Origin of the sequence: Micromonospora purpureochromogenes, from assembly GCF_900091515.1 — a bacterium.
GTDB classification, from domain to species: Bacteria; Actinomycetota; Actinomycetes; order Mycobacteriales; family Micromonosporaceae; genus Micromonospora; species Micromonospora purpureochromogenes.
On record NZ_LT607410.1, the window covers coordinates 1,747,434 to 1,761,036 of the forward strand.

The 13,603-nt window shown below is 75.3% G+C and carries 13 protein-coding genes and 1 pseudogene; 8 read left to right on the forward strand and 6 right to left on the reverse strand.

Annotated elements, in window-relative coordinates; genetic code table 11:
- Positions 1-209 precede the first annotated feature (209 nt).
- The gene (locus GA0074696_RS32220) at positions 210-332 is read left to right on the forward strand and encodes a hypothetical protein (protein ID WP_255540576.1); all 123 of its coding nucleotides are present in this window, start codon (positions 210-212) and stop codon (positions 330-332) included.
- 227 nt (positions 333-559) lie between these two features.
- Positions 560-1,351, forward strand: a pseudogene (gene erm / locus GA0074696_RS08210) (ErmE/ErmH/ErmO/ErmR family 23S rRNA (adenine(2058)-N(6))-methyltransferase); the annotation flags it as partial.
- 61 nt (positions 1,352-1,412) lie between these two features.
- Here the strand turns inward: erm and GA0074696_RS08215 are convergent.
- Complete coding sequence (locus GA0074696_RS08215; RefSeq protein WP_088960528.1) at positions 1,413-1,604, reverse strand: DUF2795 domain-containing protein; 192 nt, start codon at positions 1,602-1,604, stop codon at positions 1,413-1,415.
- Between the two features lie 139 nt (positions 1,605-1,743).
- Here GA0074696_RS08215 and GA0074696_RS08220 point away from each other — a divergent pair, with 139 nt between their 5' ends.
- Positions 1,744-3,000 (forward strand): erythromycin esterase family protein, encoded by a 1,257-nt coding sequence (locus tag GA0074696_RS08220; RefSeq protein ID WP_088960529.1) that lies wholly within the window; start codon positions 1,744-1,746, stop codon positions 2,998-3,000.
- A gap of 23 nt (positions 3,001-3,023) precedes the next feature.
- On the opposite strand, the gene GA0074696_RS08225 is transcribed toward GA0074696_RS08220, so the two are convergent.
- From GA0074696_RS08225 to GA0074696_RS08235, 3 genes are all read right to left on the reverse strand, one after another.
- Positions 3,024-5,207: an MMPL family transporter gene (locus GA0074696_RS08225; protein ID WP_088960530.1), complete on the reverse strand. Its 2,184-nt coding sequence runs from the start codon at positions 5,205-5,207 to the stop codon at positions 3,024-3,026.
- 13 nt (positions 5,208-5,220) lie between these two features.
- On the reverse strand, positions 5,221-5,781 hold the full coding sequence (locus tag GA0074696_RS08230; RefSeq protein ID WP_088964439.1) for a TetR/AcrR family transcriptional regulator: 561 nt from the start codon (positions 5,779-5,781) through the stop codon (positions 5,221-5,223).
- Between the two features lie 77 nt (positions 5,782-5,858).
- On the reverse strand, positions 5,859-6,470 hold the full coding sequence (locus GA0074696_RS08235; protein WP_088960531.1) for a PadR family transcriptional regulator: 612 nt from the start codon (positions 6,468-6,470) through the stop codon (positions 5,859-5,861).
- A 57-nt stretch (positions 6,471-6,527) separates the two neighbouring features.
- On the opposite strand from GA0074696_RS08235, the gene GA0074696_RS08240 reads away from it, so the two are divergent.
- Positions 6,528-7,775: an FAD-dependent oxidoreductase gene (locus GA0074696_RS08240; RefSeq protein WP_088960532.1), complete on the forward strand. Its 1,248-nt coding sequence runs from the start codon at positions 6,528-6,530 to the stop codon at positions 7,773-7,775.
- On the opposite strand, the gene GA0074696_RS08245 is transcribed toward GA0074696_RS08240, so the two are convergent.
- Positions 7,729-8,118 (reverse strand): winged helix-turn-helix transcriptional regulator, encoded by a 390-nt coding sequence (locus GA0074696_RS08245; protein WP_088960533.1) that lies wholly within the window; start codon positions 8,116-8,118, stop codon positions 7,729-7,731. The genes GA0074696_RS08240 and GA0074696_RS08245 overlap by 47 nt on opposite strands.
- Before the next feature lie 78 nt (positions 8,119-8,196).
- On the opposite strand from GA0074696_RS08245, the gene GA0074696_RS08250 reads away from it, so the two are divergent.
- The gene (locus GA0074696_RS08250; protein ID WP_197700823.1) at positions 8,197-9,639 is read left to right on the forward strand and encodes an MFS transporter; all 1,443 of its coding nucleotides are present in this window, start codon (positions 8,197-8,199) and stop codon (positions 9,637-9,639) included.
- Here the strand turns inward: GA0074696_RS08250 and pdxR are convergent.
- Entirely contained in the window at positions 9,579-10,985 is a 1,407-nt protein-coding gene (pdxR, locus tag GA0074696_RS08255; protein ID WP_088960534.1) for a MocR-like pyridoxine biosynthesis transcription factor PdxR, read from the reverse strand. The two genes, GA0074696_RS08250 and pdxR, sit on opposite strands and share 61 nt — an antisense overlap.
- A gap of 53 nt (positions 10,986-11,038) precedes the next feature.
- On the opposite strand from pdxR, the gene GA0074696_RS08260 reads away from it, so the two are divergent.
- The 3 genes from GA0074696_RS08260 (at position 11,039) to GA0074696_RS08270 (ending at position 13,529) form a co-directional block, all read left to right on the forward strand.
- A complete protein-coding gene (locus GA0074696_RS08260; protein ID WP_088960535.1) occupies positions 11,039-11,800 on the forward strand; it encodes an isocitrate lyase/PEP mutase family protein in 762 nt (253 codons plus the stop codon).
- A gap of 48 nt (positions 11,801-11,848) precedes the next feature.
- Complete coding sequence (gene ligD, locus GA0074696_RS08265; protein WP_088960536.1) at positions 11,849-12,808, forward strand: non-homologous end-joining DNA ligase; 960 nt, start codon at positions 11,849-11,851, stop codon at positions 12,806-12,808.
- Between the two features lie 73 nt (positions 12,809-12,881).
- Positions 12,882-13,529, forward strand: a complete 648-nt coding sequence (locus GA0074696_RS08270; RefSeq protein ID WP_088960537.1) for a class I SAM-dependent methyltransferase — start codon at positions 12,882-12,884, stop codon at positions 13,527-13,529.
- The last annotated feature ends 74 nt before the right edge of the window (positions 13,530-13,603 follow it).

Consider the following 13,603-nt stretch of genomic DNA (forward strand, 5'->3'; position numbering starts at 1 on the left):
CCCCGTAGCCCGTAGCCCGTAGCCCGTAGCCCGTAGCCCGTAGCCCGTAGCCCGTAGCCCGGCGAGCCGCCGACAGCCCGCCGGCCCGCAGCCGCAACGTCGGTGGTACTCGGCGAGTCGAACAGCCAGGTGGCCGCCGGATGGCGACGACCCGGACGGTTCCGGAAACCGCTCGCGGGGGCGACCGGCCCGCCGCTAGCCTGGCCGACATGTTCACGCATGCCCTGATCGACGTGGCCGCCGCGCCGGCCGTGCGGGGCCTTCTCCTGGTTGCCCGCCCGCGAGTCCGGCGCCCAGCCCTGGCCGGCCGGGACGCCCACCGCCGCGCCTGACCTGACCTCCGCGCCGTCGCCGACCGGTCCACCGACCGGGGGCCGGTGCGCGGGCCACACCCGGCGCCGCCACACCGCTGACCGCTGACCCTCGCGGTCGGCGGGCGCACGTCCGCGTCCCACGCCGAATCTCCAGGGTCGTCCGAGTCCCGATCCGCTCGGACCGGCCCGCCATGCGCGCTGCCTGTCCGTACCCGTCGCCGACCGGCGACAGACAGGACGATCCCGTGGCGCCCCGCCGACCCCGCACCACCGCACGCGACCGGTCCCGTCGCGTACTGTCCCAGAACTTCCTGACCGACCCGGCCGCCGTCGCGCGGCTGGTCCGGGCCGCCCGGCCCGGCCCCGACGACCTGCTGCTGGAGGTCGGCGCGGGACGGGGTCAGCTGACCCGTCCGCTCGCCGCCCGCTGCGCGCGGCTGGTCGCGTACGAGGTGGACCCGGCCGCCGCCGCTGACCTGGCCGCTCTCGCCGCCCAACTGCCGCAGGTCAGCCACCGGCAGGAGGACTTCCTGGCCGCGCCGCCGCCGGACGAGCCGTTCTCCGTGGTCGGCAACATCCCCTGGTCGCTGACGGCCGCGGTGGTCCGCTGGTGCCTGGCCGCCCCCGGGTTGCGGGCCGCGACGCTGCTCACCCAGCTGGAGTACGCCCGCAAGCGCACCGGCGACCACGGCCGGTGGAGCAGGCTGACCGTGCTCACCTGGCCGGAACACCACTGGCGGCTGGCCGGGCGGGTGCCGCGTGCCGCGTTCCGGCCGGTGCCCGGCGTCGACGGCGGGATCCTGCGGGTCGAGCGCCGCTGCGAGCCGCTGCTGCCCCGGGCGGCGCTGCCCGCGTACCGGAGGATGGTCGAGCTCGGGTTCGGCGGTGCCGGCGGCTCGCTCGCCGCCTCGCTGCGCACGGCGCACCCGCGCGGCCGGGTGGACGGCGCGCTACGGGCGGCCCGGCTCGACCCGGCCACGCCGGTCGGGCTGGTCTGGCCGGAGCAGTGGTTGGTCCTGTTCCGTCTCCTGCATGCTCGCGACCCGCGCGACCGGCACCCAGCGGGACCGCCTGCGGCGCCGGAAGCCCACCCGGCGGTCAGGCGAGGGTGGCGAGCGCCTCGTGCAGCTCGGCGGGGTCGTTGAACTGTTCCGCGGGCAACGCCCGCAACATCTGTAACAGCTCGGTGCTGGCCCCGTTCTCCTGACCCCAGCGGACCATGTCCTCGCGGGATACCGGGTAGTCGAGCCCGGCCAGGTAGTCCTGCAACTGCGCCCCGGTGACGGTCATGCCGCCCGGCTACCCGTCCTGCGCGCCGGCACACCACGACCGGCGGAAGTGGCCGATCGGAGGGGTGGGACCGGCGCGGCCATCGACGCCCACGGGCACGGTCCGAGTTTGGTCGCCGACCCGCCGGGTAGCCGCGGACATGCTGGTTCAGCGGCTCGGCGCGCCGAGCGACTTCGATCCGTTGCTCGCGCGTGTCGGGGACGCCCGGGTGGTGATGATCGGCGAGGCGACGCACGGCAGCTACGACTACTACCGGCTGCGCGAGCAGTTCACCCGCCGGCTCATCGCCGAGCACGGTTTCTCCTTCGTGGCGGTGGAGGGCGACTGGCCCGACTGCGACCGGGTGAACCGGTCGGTGACCGGCGCGCCCGGCGGCGCCGCCGACCCGCGGCTCGCGCTGGAATGCTTCGACCGCTGGCCCACCTGGATGTGGGCGAACGCCGAGGTGAACCGGTTCTGCCGCTGGTTGCGGGCCTGGAACATGGAACGCCCGGCGGGGGAGCGGGCCGGCTTCCACGGCTTGGACGTCTACAGCCTGTGGGAGTCCATGCAGGCCATCTTCGACTACCTCGGCGAGGAGGACCCGCAGTCGCTGGAGGCGGCGCAGGAGGCCTACCGCTGCTTCGAGCCGTACGGCAAGCAGGTCGAGGAGTACGGCGCGGCCAGCCGGTTCGTCTCCGCGCGCTGCGAGGAGGAGGTGGTACGCCTGCTGGCGCGTACCCGGGCACACGCCGCGTCGGACGGCCCGGACGCCTTCGCGGCCTGGCAGAACGCGGAGGTGGTGGCCGGCGCGGAGCGCTACTACCGGGCGATGGTGCGCGGCGGCCCGGAGTCGTGGAACGTGCGGGACATCCACATGACGGACACGCTGGACCGCCTGCTGGAGCACTACGGCCCCCAGGCGCGGGGGATCGTCTGGGCGCACAACACGCACGTGGGAGACGCCCGGGCCACCGACATGGCCGCCGACGGGATGGTGAACATCGGCCAGTTGGGCCGGGAACGGCTCGGCCGGGACGGGGTCGTGCTGGTCGGCTTCGGCAGCTACCGGGGGACGGTCGTCGCCGCGCCGCGCTGGGGATCGCCGGCCGAGGCGATGGTGGTGCCGCCGGCCCGGGAGGGTTCGGTGGAGCGGCGGCTGCACGAGCTGATGCCGGAGCGGGCGGTGCTGGTCTTCGGCGGTGCCGACGAGCCGGAGTGGATCACCGGCACCGTCGACCACCGGGCGATCGGGGTGGTCTACGACCCGACCTTCGAGTCCTGGGGCAACTACGTGCCGACCCGGCTGGCCGAGCGGTACGACGGGTTCATCTGGTGCGACGAGACCACCGCGCTGCATCCGCTGCCCGCGCTGAGCGCGATGGGTGAGATGGAGACCTACCCGGCCGGCGTGTAGGCCGGCCGGGCAGGTCCCGTCCGTCAGGCGTCGACCGGCTCCCGGTCGAGGTGGGCGCGCAGCCCCTCACCCTCGATGTCCACGTTGGGCAGTGCCCGGTTCAGCCAGCGGGGCAGCCACCAGGCGGTCCGGTCGAGCAGCGACATCACCGCCGGCACGATGGTCATCCGCACCACGAAGGCGTCGATGGCGACGCCGATCGCGAGCGCGAAGCCCATCGACTTGATCACCGGGTCGTCGAGGAAGACGAAGCCGCCGAAGACCGAGATCATGATCAGCGCGGCGGCGGTGACCACCCGGGCGCCGTGGCCCATCCCGTTGATGGTGGCCTGGCGCGGGGTGTCGCCGTGCACGAAGTCCTCCCGCATCCGGGAGACCAGGAAGACCTCGTAGTCCATGGCGAGTCCGAACAGGATGCCGATCAGCAGGATCGGCAGGAAGCTGATCAGCGGGCCCGGGGTGTCCAGCCCGACCAGGTCGGCCAGGTGGCCCTGCTGGAACACCGCGACGGTGATGCCGAAGGTGGCGGCCACGGTGAGCAGGAAGCCCAGCGCCGCCTTGACCGGCACCAGGATCGAGCGGAACACCAGCATCAGCAGCAGGATCGACAGCCCGACGACGAGCAGCAGGTAGACCGGCAGCGCGTCGGAGAGCTTCTCGGAGACGTCGATGCCGATCGCCGTGACGCCGGTGAGCAGCACCTCGGCGTTGCCGATCGCGCCGACGCCGTCGCGGATGTCGTGGACCAGCGTCTCGGTGGCCGCGTCGGTCGGCCCGGTCTTGGGGATGACGCCGAGCAGCGCCGTCCGGCCGGAGGGGTCGACCTGCGGCGGAGCCACGGCCAGCACACCCTCGGTGCGCTGGATCAGCGCGGTGACCTGCGGTACGGCGGCTGCGGTGTCCTGCGGGGAGTCCGAGGTGACCACCACGGCGAGCCGGCCGGTGAAGCCGGGCCCGAAGCCCTCGCGGATGACGTCGTTGCTGGCCCGGGCCGCGCTGCCCTCGGGCGCGTTGGCCGCGTCCGGCAGGGCCAGCCGCATGTCCTGCGCCGGCAGCGCGAGCAGCCCGAGGCCGAGCAGCCCGACCAGGATGACCGGGATCCGCAACCGGGTGACCCGGTGCGCCCAGCGGAAGCCGAAGCCGGAGCGGTCCTCGGCGGGCGGGGTGTCGCGGGCGGCCGGCGCGGCCTCGGCCCGGCGCAGCTTGCGGGGGAGCACCTTGCGGCCGGCGAAGCCGAGCAGGGCCGGCTGGAGGGTGATCGCGACGAGCACCGCCACGGTGACGGTGCCCGCGGCGGCCAGACCCATCACGGTGAGGAAGGGGATGTTGACCACGGCCAGACCGGCCAGCGCGATGACCACGGTGGCGCCGGCGAAGACGACGGCGGAGCCGGCGGTGCCGACGGCCCGGCCGACCGCCTCGTCCGGCTCCAGGCCGTCGAGCAGGTTCTGCCGGTGCCGGGAGGTGATGAAGAGCGAGTAGTCGATGCCGACGGCCAGGCCGAGCATCAGGGCCAGGATGGGCGCGGTGCTGGTCAGCTCGACCGCGCCGCTGAGCGCGTACAGGCCGGCCATGCCGACGGCGACGCCGATCAGGGCGTTGAGCATGGTCATCCCGGCGGCGACCAGCGAGCCGAACGTGATGATCAGGACGATCGCGGCGACCAGCACGCCCAGCGCCTCGGTGGAGCCGACCTCGGGCTCGGAGTTGAGCACCTCGCCGCCGGGCGCGACCTGCCAGCCCTGCGCCTCGGCCTGCGCGCCGACCTTCTCGTACGCCGCGCGCTGGTCGTCGGTGACCTCGTCGGCGCCCTTCGCGAACTGCACCTGCACCAGGGCGTACCGGCCGTTGGGGGAGACCGCCTGGACCTGGAACGGGTCGACGGCGCCGACCACGCCGGGCAGGGCCGCGGCCTCCTGCACGACGCCCTTGACCAGCGTCTGCCCCTCGGGCGTGGCGAGCTGGCCGTCCGCCGGCGCCTTGACCGCGATGGTCCCGGTGGCGCCGCTGGCCGCCGGGAACCGCTCGGCCAGCAGGTCCAGCGCCTGCTGCGACTCGGTCCCGGGCATGGTGAAGTTGCTCGCCGTCGGGCCGCGCAGGGTCGCCGCGGCGAGGCCGAGGCCGACGAGTACGACGAGCCAGACGGCGACGACGAGTCGCCGGTGGCGCAATGAGGCCCGGCCGAGCCGGTACAGCAGGGTCGCCATCAGATCCTTGTCCTCATTCGGGGTTGGGTGGGTCGAGCGGTGCCAGCGCCCGGGCGGCGATCGCCAGCAGGGCGGGGCGCAACTCGTCGTCGGGCACGTCGACGAACTCGGCGCACGCCTCCGGCACCCCGGCCAGCACGACCATCGCCGCGATCCGGCCGCCCGGGCCCTCGCAGTGCCCGGCGAGCGCGTCGAGCAGCCGTTCGGAGATGCGCTGGACGTGGGCGAAGGCCGGTTGCGCCAGCAGTTCGGGGAACTCGCCGCGCAGCAGCGCGATCTCCCGCCGGAAGCGGACCGCGAGGTCCACGAAGCCCTCGGCGGCGGCGCGCTGGGCGGCGGCGCCGTCGAGGGCGGTGATCCGCTCGTCGAGCTGGCGCAGCACCTCGATCGGCCGGGCCATCAGCTCGGCGAGCAGGGCTTCCTTGCTGGCGAAGTGGTAGAGCACGGCCGCCTTGGAACAGCCCACCTCGCGGGCGATGTCCTGCAACGAGGTGCCCTTGTAGCCGGTCACCGCGAACCGCCGTGCCGCCGCGGCCAGGATCTCGCCGTGGGTCTGCGGGGTCGTCCGTGCCATGCGTTCCAGCATGCCTGACCGATCGGTCAGAGCCTGACCGATCGGTCAGACGCGTCGGGTGGCGTTCGCCACACCGGTTATTCCCCGGCGCCGGCCGCCGCGCCGGTCCAGCCGGCCAGCCACTCGCCGGACCAGGTCAGCGTCCCGGCGTGCAGGTCGGCGGCGAGGCCGCGGACCCACTCCAGCTCGGTCCGCAGCAGGGCCAGCCGGTATTCGTCCTCGATCAGGAAGAGCCGCGGCAGGTCGACCCGGGCGAGGACGGCCTCGCGCTCGCGCAGCCGCGCGGCGAGGGTCTCGGCGCGCCGTTCGAGCTGCCGGGCCGCCTCGGCCGGTGGCAGCAGCGGCAGGAAGGAGAGCGCGGCGGGGAACTCGGGGAACTCGCGCGCCGGGGTGGCCAGCGCCTCGACCAGCCAGCCGTCCAGCGTCCGCCGGCCGGCGTCGGTCAACTCGTAGACCGTGCGTTCCGGCCGCCGCTCGTCCCGGGCGGTGTGGCTGACCCGCACCAGCTCGTCGCGCCGCAGCCGCTCGATGGCCTGGTAGATGCTGTTGCGCTGCGCGACGTTGACCACGTCCTGCTTCTCGCGTTCCTGGATGAGCTGCTGCATCCGGTACGCGTGCATCGGCTGCTCGACCAGGAGGGCGAGCACCATCATCGCCAGCGGTGAGTGGCGGTGTGCGCGGGCGGCCATGGCCTCACCTTAGGTGACGGTCTTCCTCGTCATGGTCATTCTATGTATAGTCATGATATGACTAAGGCATTGATCATCGGTGGCGGCATCGCCGGCCCGGTCGCCGCCCTCGCCCTGCGCCGCGCCGGCATCGATTCGGTGGTCCACGAGGCGTACGAGCGGGACGCGGTCGGCGTGGGCTCCTTCCTGACCCTCTCGGTCAACGGGATGGACGCGCTGCGGGCGATCGGCCTGGACGAGCTGGTCGCCGGGCTCGGGCACCCGACCCCCCGGATGGCGATGTTCAACCACCAGGGCCGCCGGCTGGGCGAGTTCGGCACCAGCGGCACCCGCACCCGGGGCCGGGGCAGCACCACGGTGCGGCGGTCCGACCTCTACCGGGCGCTGCGCGACGAGGCCGCCCGGCAGGGCGTACCGATCGTGCACGGCGCCCGGCTGGTCGCGGCCGAGCCGACCGGCGCGGCCGTACGGGCCCGCTTCGCCGACGGCCGGAGCGCCGAGGGTGACCTCCTGATCGGCGCGGACGGGCTGCGCTCGCGGACCCGGGAGATCATCGACCCGGCGGCGCCCACGCCCCGCTACGTCCCGCTGCTCAACGCCAGTGGCTTCACCCGCGGCCTGGGGCTGCCCGGCGAGCCGGGCGTGATGAACATGATCTTCGGTCGGCGGTGCTTCTTCTGCTGGATCCCGGTGGCCGACGGCGAGATCTGGTGGTTCGCCAACCCGCCCCAGCCGGCGGAACTGACCCCGGACCAGCTCGCCGCCATCGGCCCCGAGGAATCGCGCGCCCGGCTGCGCGCCCTCTTCGCGGACGACGCCGGCCCGGCCCTGCGCGTCGTCGAGGCCACCGACCGGATCCAGTACGGCTGGCCCACCTACGACCTGCCGTCGCTGCCCGTCTGGCACCGCGACCGGATGATCGTCATCGGCGACGCCGCGCACACCGCCGCCCCCTCCTCCGGACAGGGCGCGGCGATGGCGTTCGAGGACGCGGTGACGCTGGCCCGGTGCCTGCGTGATCTGCCCGACGTGCCGGCCGCGTTCACCGCGTACGAGCGGCTGCGCCGGGAGCGGGTCGAGCGGGTGGTGGCGCAGGGACGGCGGAACAGCGGCACCAAGGCCGCCGGTCCGGTCGCCCGGCTGCTGCGGGACTTCGCCCTGCCGCTGTACGCCCGGCGGATGGCGAAGACCGGCGGCGCCTCCCTCGCCTGGCTGTACGACCACCACGTCGAGTGGGACGTGCCGGTCGCCGCCGCGGTCACTGCGCCGCGTGCTCCCGGTCGTACGCGGCCCGCGCCTCGCTGATCGCCCCGCGGTGCCGTTCGGCCCATTCGGTGAGCGCCACCAGCGACTCGTAGAGCTCCAGGGCCATCGGGGTGGCGGTGTACTCCACCTTCGGCGGCACGGTCGGGTACACCCGCCGGTGCAGCAGGCCGTCGCGTTCCAGGTTGCGCAGGGTGAGGGTCAGCATCCGCCGGCTGATCCCCTCCACCTGCCGTTCCAGTTCGGTGAAGCGGACCGGCCCCTTGGCGGCGGCCACCAGGATGCCGATGCTCCACTTGCCACCGACCCGGTCCAGCGCCTCGCGGACGGTGCAGGCGCGGGCCTGGGCGCGCCCGATGGACACACAGCTGTTCCCCTGGGACACCAAAGTGCCTCCTTCCGCTCGGTCTGATGGTCACAGACGATGGCCTTGGTAACAAACCATGCACCAAGGAGGACGTCGATGACGAACCGATGGGCGGCGCTGCTGGTGCTCTGCGCCGGCAGCCTGATGATCATTCTGGACGGGAGCATCGTCGCGGTGGCCCTGCCCGCCATCCAGCGCGACCTCGGCTTCGCCGCCGCCGACCTGCCCTGGGTGGTCAACGCCTACCTGGTCGCGTTCGGCGGGCTGCTGCTGCTCGCCGGGCGGCTCGGCGACCTGGTCGGCCGCCGGCGGGTGTTCCTCGCCGGGGTCGCCCTGTTCACCCTCGCCTCGGTGGCCTGCGCGCTGGCCGGCGACCCGACCACCCTGGTCGTCGCCCGGTTCCTCCAGGGCACCGGTGGGGCGCTCACCACCGCGGTCGGCCTCGGCATGGTCGTCGGGCTCTTCCCCGGGCCCGCCGAGCGGGCCCGGGCCATCGCGGTGTTCAGTTTCACCGGCGCGGCCGGCGCCTCGCTGGGCCTGCTGGCCGGCGGGTTCCTCACCGAGCTGGCCGGCTGGCCGGCGATCTTCCTGATCAACCTGCCGATCGGCCTGCTCATCGTGGGCGGCGCCACGCGGTGGGTGCCGGCCGACTCCGGCATCGGGCTGCGGGCCGGCCTCGACCTGCCCGGCGCGGCGCTGGTCACCGCCGGCCTGATGGCCACCGTGGTGGCCATCGTCGGCGCCGGCGAGCACGGCTGGACGTCCCCGCGCACCCTCGCCGCCGCGCTGCTGGCCGGGGCGCTGCTCGGCGCGTTCGCGTTCCGGCAGGCGGTCGCCGCCACCCCGCTGCTGCCGCCCCGGGTGCTGCGCACGCCGGACCTGGTCGCCGCGAACCTGGTCCAGTTCCTCACCATCGCCGCGTTCTTCGGCTTCCAGTTCCTGCTGGCCCTCGAACTCCAGCTCGTGCTGGGGCTGGCACCGGCCGCCACCGGGCTGGCCTTCCTGCCCACCCCGGTGGTGATCGCGGTGGTCTCGCTCGGCCTCGCCGGGCGCCTGATCGCCCGGTTCGGCGGTCGGGCGGTGCTGCTCACCGGGTTGGCGCTGGCCGTACCCGGGTTCCTGCTGCTGGCCCGGCTGCCGGTGGACGGCGACTACCCGACCGACGTGCTCCCGGCGATCCTCGTCTTCGGCCTGGCCGGCGGGCTGACCCTGCCCGCGGTCACCACCCTCGCCATGGCGGGCGCGGATCCGGCCGACGCCGGCCTCGCCTCCGGGCTGGCCAACACCACCCAGCAGGTCGGCGGCGCGCTCGGGTTGGCCGCGCTGGCCACCCTGGCCGCCCACCGCACCGACGTGCTGGGCGCCGCCGGCCGGGCCGGGTCCGACGCCCTCGCCGCCGGCTACCGCGCCGCGTTCGCCGCCGCGGCCGCCCTGGTCACCGCCGCGCTGCTGGTCGCCCTGGTGGCGCTGCGTCGGGGTCAGGGCCGACCGGAGACGGTACGCAGCACCGTGGCCAGCTCGTCCAGCGCGGCCGGGTAGCGGTGCGCGGGCGGGGTGGCGTACCCGACGACCAGCCCGGGCGGGCCCGCCCCGGGGCGGTGCCGATGGGCGTCCAGCCCGGTCAGCGCCAACCCCCGGCCGGCCGCGGCGGCCAGCACCTCCGCCTCGGTCGGCCCGCCCGGCGGCAGCGCGACGGTGGCGTGCAGCCCGGCGGCGACCCCGCCGACGGCCACCCACCCGGCCAGTCGGTCCAGCAGCAGGTCACGCCGCTGCCGGTAGCGGCGGCGGACGGTGCGCACCTGGCGGTCGTACCCGTGACCGGTGATCAGGTCGGCGAGCGCGAGCTGCCCGACCACCTCGGTCTGCACGTCCAGGTGTCGCTTGGCCTCCACCACCGGCTCGACCAGCCGGGCCGGCAGCACCAGCCAGGCCAGCCGCAACGCCGGGCCGAGGGTCTTCGCCGCGGTGCCGACGTAGGCGACCTGCTCCGGGGCCATGCCCTGCACCGCGCCGACCGGCTGCCGGTCGTAGCGGAACTCGCCGTCGTAGTCGTCCTCGACCACCAGGGCGGCGGCGTCCCGGGCCCAGCCGGTCAGCGCGTGCCGGCGGTCCGGGCGCAGCGTCACCCCGGTCGGGTACTGGTGCGCCGGGGTGACCACCGCCGCCGCCACCCCGGCCAGCTCCCCGACGCCGAGCAGGTCGGTGCGGGCCCCGCCATCGTCCACCGGCAGCGGGAGCACCCGGCCGCCCTGCCGGCGGACCACCTCGCGGTGGAAGGGCAGCCCCGGGTCCTCCATCGCCAGCGTCGGCGCGCCGGCCTCCCGCAACACCGTGGTCAGCAGCACCAGCGCCTGGACGTACCCGCTGGTCACGACGATCCGCTCGGGGTCGGCCAGCACGCCGCGGGCCCGGCCCAGGTAGCCGGCGAGCGCGGTCCGCAGCTCGGCCCGCCCGCGCGGGTCGCCGTAGCCGTATGCGCTCGCCGGGGCGACGGCCAGCGCCCGGCGGGTGGCCCGCAGCCACCCGGTGACCGGGAAGGCACCCACGTCCGGGCTGCCCGGCCGCAGGTCGTACCGGGGCGCGGCCGGACCGGGCGTCGGCGTGGCGGCCGGCGGCCCGGCCTGCCGCAGCGGGCTCACCTCGGTGCCGGAGCCGACCCGGGCCACCAGCCAGCCCTCGGCGACCAACTGGTCGTACGCGGCGCTGACCGTGCCCCGGGCCAGGCCCAGCTCGGCGGCGAGCGCCCGGGTCGCGGGCAGCCGGGTCGACGGCGGCAGCCGGCCGTCCCGGATGGCCGCGCGCAGCGCGCGTTCCAGCCCGGCCCGCCGGCCGCCGCTGGCGTCCAGCTCCAGGTGCAGGTCGACGCCGAAACCGGCCCAGTCCATCGGCACGGGATTGGAGCTTAGGGGTGGGCCACCCCCCGGTTGAGAATCGACCCATGACGTCGACCCGTTCCGCCGCCGCGCTACGCGCCCTGCACCGCCCCGGTGACCCGCTGATCCTGCCGAACGCCTGGGACGCCGGCTCCGCCCGCGCCGTCGCCGCCGCCGGCTTCCCCGCGGTCGCCACCAGCAGCGCCGCCGTGGCGGAATCGCTCGGCCACACCGACGGCGAGGCCACCCCGGTGGCCGAGATGCTCGCCGCGGTGGCCCGGGTCGTCCGGACCGTCGAGGTGCCGGTCACCGCCGACCTGGAGCGGGGGTACGGCCTGCCGCCGGCCGAGCTGGTCGAGCGGTTGCTCGCCACCGGGGCGGCCGGACTCAACCTGGAGGACTCCCTACCGGGTACCGGACGGCTGTGCGAGGTGGACGAGCAGGCCGACCTGCTCGCCGCCGTCCGCGCGGCGGCCGGGCCGGACCTGGTGGTCAACGCCCGGGTGGACGTCTTCCTGCGCACCGCCGGCGACCCGGCCCGGGCGTTCGACGAGGCGGTCCGCCGGGCCGGTCGCTACCGCGCCGCCGGCGCCGACTGCGTCTACCCGATCCTGCTGGCCGACCCCGAGCTGGTGGGGCGGTTCGTCGCGGCGGTCGACGGGCCGGTGAACGTGCTGCTGCGCCCCGGCACGCCCGGGGTCGGGGAGCTGGCCCGCCTCGGCGTGGCCCGGATCAGCCTCGGCTCCGGCGTGTACGACGCGGCCCGGGCCCGGGCCGCCCGGATGCTCGACGCGCTGCGTGGCGGCGGCGACCCGTTCGCGGGCTGACCGCCGCGTCGGCTTGCGGGCGGACGGCGCAGCCGGGAAGGTGGGCTGATGAGCGGGGCGGAGGAGACCCGGGACGGGGTCGGGCTGACCAACCTGGACCAACCGCTGCTCGCCGGCGGTGACGTCACCAAGCGGGACCTGGTCGACTACCTGGACGCCGTGCGCGAGCGCATCCTGCCCGGCCTGCGCGACCGCCCGCTCTCGGTGATCCGGCTGCTGCGCGGGCAGGACCCGTTCATGCAGAAGAACCTGCCCAAGTACACGCCGGACTGGGTGCGCCGCACCGCCGTCTGGGCGGAGGCGTCCCACCGGCAGGTGTCGTACGCCCTCTGCGACGACCGGCGCACCCTGCTCTGGTTCGCCAACCAGCGGGCGATCGAGTACCACCCGACGTTGAGCACGGTGGCGCACCCCGAGCACCCGACCCACCTGGTGCTCGACCTCGACCCGCCGGAGGGGGAGCCGTTCGGGCTGGTGGTCCGGGCCGCCGCGCTGGTGCGGCGGGCGCTCGACGAGGTCGGCCTGGCCGGGGCGGTGAAGACCAGCGGGGCGAAGGGCGTGCACGTCTTCGTACCGGTCGACCCGGTGACCACCGCCGAGGAGGCGGCCGCCGCCACCCGGGCCCTCGCCGTGCACGCCGAACGGCTCGACCCGGCCCTGGCCACCACGGCCTTCATCCGGGAGGACCGGGGTGGCCGGGTCTTCGTCGACGCGACCCGAGCCGGCGGGGCGACCGTGGTGGCCGCGTACAGCCCGCGGGTCCGGCCCGGCCTGCCGGTCTCCTTCCCGGTGGCCTGGGACGACCTCGACGGGGTCACCCCGGCCGACTTCACGGTGCGGACGGTGCCGGCGCTGGTGGCCGACCGGGATCCGTGGGCCGACGCGCTGCCCGCTCCGCAGCGGCTCCCGGCCGACCTGGTCGCCGAGGGGCGGACCATTCCGGTCGCCCGGGTGCAGGCCATGCACGAGGGAAAACGCCGGGCCCGGGCCCGGCGGGCGGCCGGCTGACCCGCGTCATGCCGACGATCTGACGGCGCTGGTCGCGTTCCGGCCGGCGAACGAGTTGTCCAGGGGGGTTGCGGTGACCGCACACGACGCCGAGGTCCACGGCTACGGGCCGCACGACTACGACGCGATCTACCGCGACGCCGCCGCCTCGGGCGGGCCGCCCTGGGACATCGGCGGTCCGCAGCCGGCCCTCGCAAAGGTGCTCGACCGCGGGGTGAAGGGCCCGAAGGTGCTCGACATCGGCTGCGGCCCCGGTGATCTCGCCATCGCCCTCGCCCGCCGCGGCTACCAGGTGACGGCGATCGACATCTCGCGCGTGGCGATCGACATGGCCCGCGCCAAGGCCGCCGGCGAGGGCCCGACGGTGCACTTCGAGGTGCAGGACGCCACCGAGCTGTCGTTGCCGTCGGCGCCGTTCGACTCGGTGTTCGACTCCGGCCTGCTGCACAGTCTCCACCGGCACGGCGGCGGCGCGGCGGAGGCATACCTCGCGCTGCTGCCGGGCCTCGCCGCGCCGGGCGCGACCGTCTTCGTCCTGGCGGTCTCCCTCGCGGCGGGCCACGGCTGGGGCGTGACCGAGGAGTTGCTGCGGACGGGCTTCGCCGCGCCGATGTGGGCCGACACGGAGATCGAGGAGATCGACGTGGCCGCGGAGACCGGCGGCCGGGAGCTCGCGCTGCCCGGCTTCCTGCTCCGGACGGTCCGCGCCGCCGACACCTGACCGCGACCGGCGACGGCCCGACCGGACGGTCCGCGTCGGCGGCGAACGACACCGACGCCGGTGCCGACCAGCCA

Coding starts and splice junctions, on each gene's coding strand:
- GA0074696_RS08250 (WP_197700823.1), top strand. CDS start 8,197: ATGACGAACCGATGGGCGGCGCTGCTGGTGCTCTGCGCCGGCAGCCTG.
- GA0074696_RS08215 (WP_088960528.1), bottom strand. CDS start 1,604: ATGACCGTCACCGGGGCGCAGTTGCAGGACTACCTGGCCGGGCTCGAC.
- GA0074696_RS08240 (WP_088960532.1), top strand. CDS start 6,528: ATGACTAAGGCATTGATCATCGGTGGCGGCATCGCCGGCCCGGTCGCC.
- ligD (WP_088960536.1), top strand. CDS start 11,849: ATGAGCGGGGCGGAGGAGACCCGGGACGGGGTCGGGCTGACCAACCTG.
- GA0074696_RS08260 (WP_088960535.1), top strand. CDS start 11,039: ATGACGTCGACCCGTTCCGCCGCCGCGCTACGCGCCCTGCACCGCCCC.
- GA0074696_RS08220 (WP_088960529.1), top strand. CDS start 1,744: ATGCTGGTTCAGCGGCTCGGCGCGCCGAGCGACTTCGATCCGTTGCTC.
- pdxR (WP_088960534.1), bottom strand. CDS start 10,985: ATGGACTGGGCCGGTTTCGGCGTCGACCTGCACCTGGAGCTGGACGCC.
- GA0074696_RS08225 (WP_088960530.1), bottom strand. CDS start 5,207: ATGGCGACCCTGCTGTACCGGCTCGGCCGGGCCTCATTGCGCCACCGG.
- GA0074696_RS32220 (WP_255540576.1), top strand. CDS start 210: ATGTTCACGCATGCCCTGATCGACGTGGCCGCCGCGCCGGCCGTGCGG.
- GA0074696_RS08230 (WP_088964439.1), bottom strand. CDS start 5,781: ATGGCACGGACGACCCCGCAGACCCACGGCGAGATCCTGGCCGCGGCG.
- GA0074696_RS08235 (WP_088960531.1), bottom strand. CDS start 6,470: ATGGCCGCCCGCGCACACCGCCACTCACCGCTGGCGATGATGGTGCTC.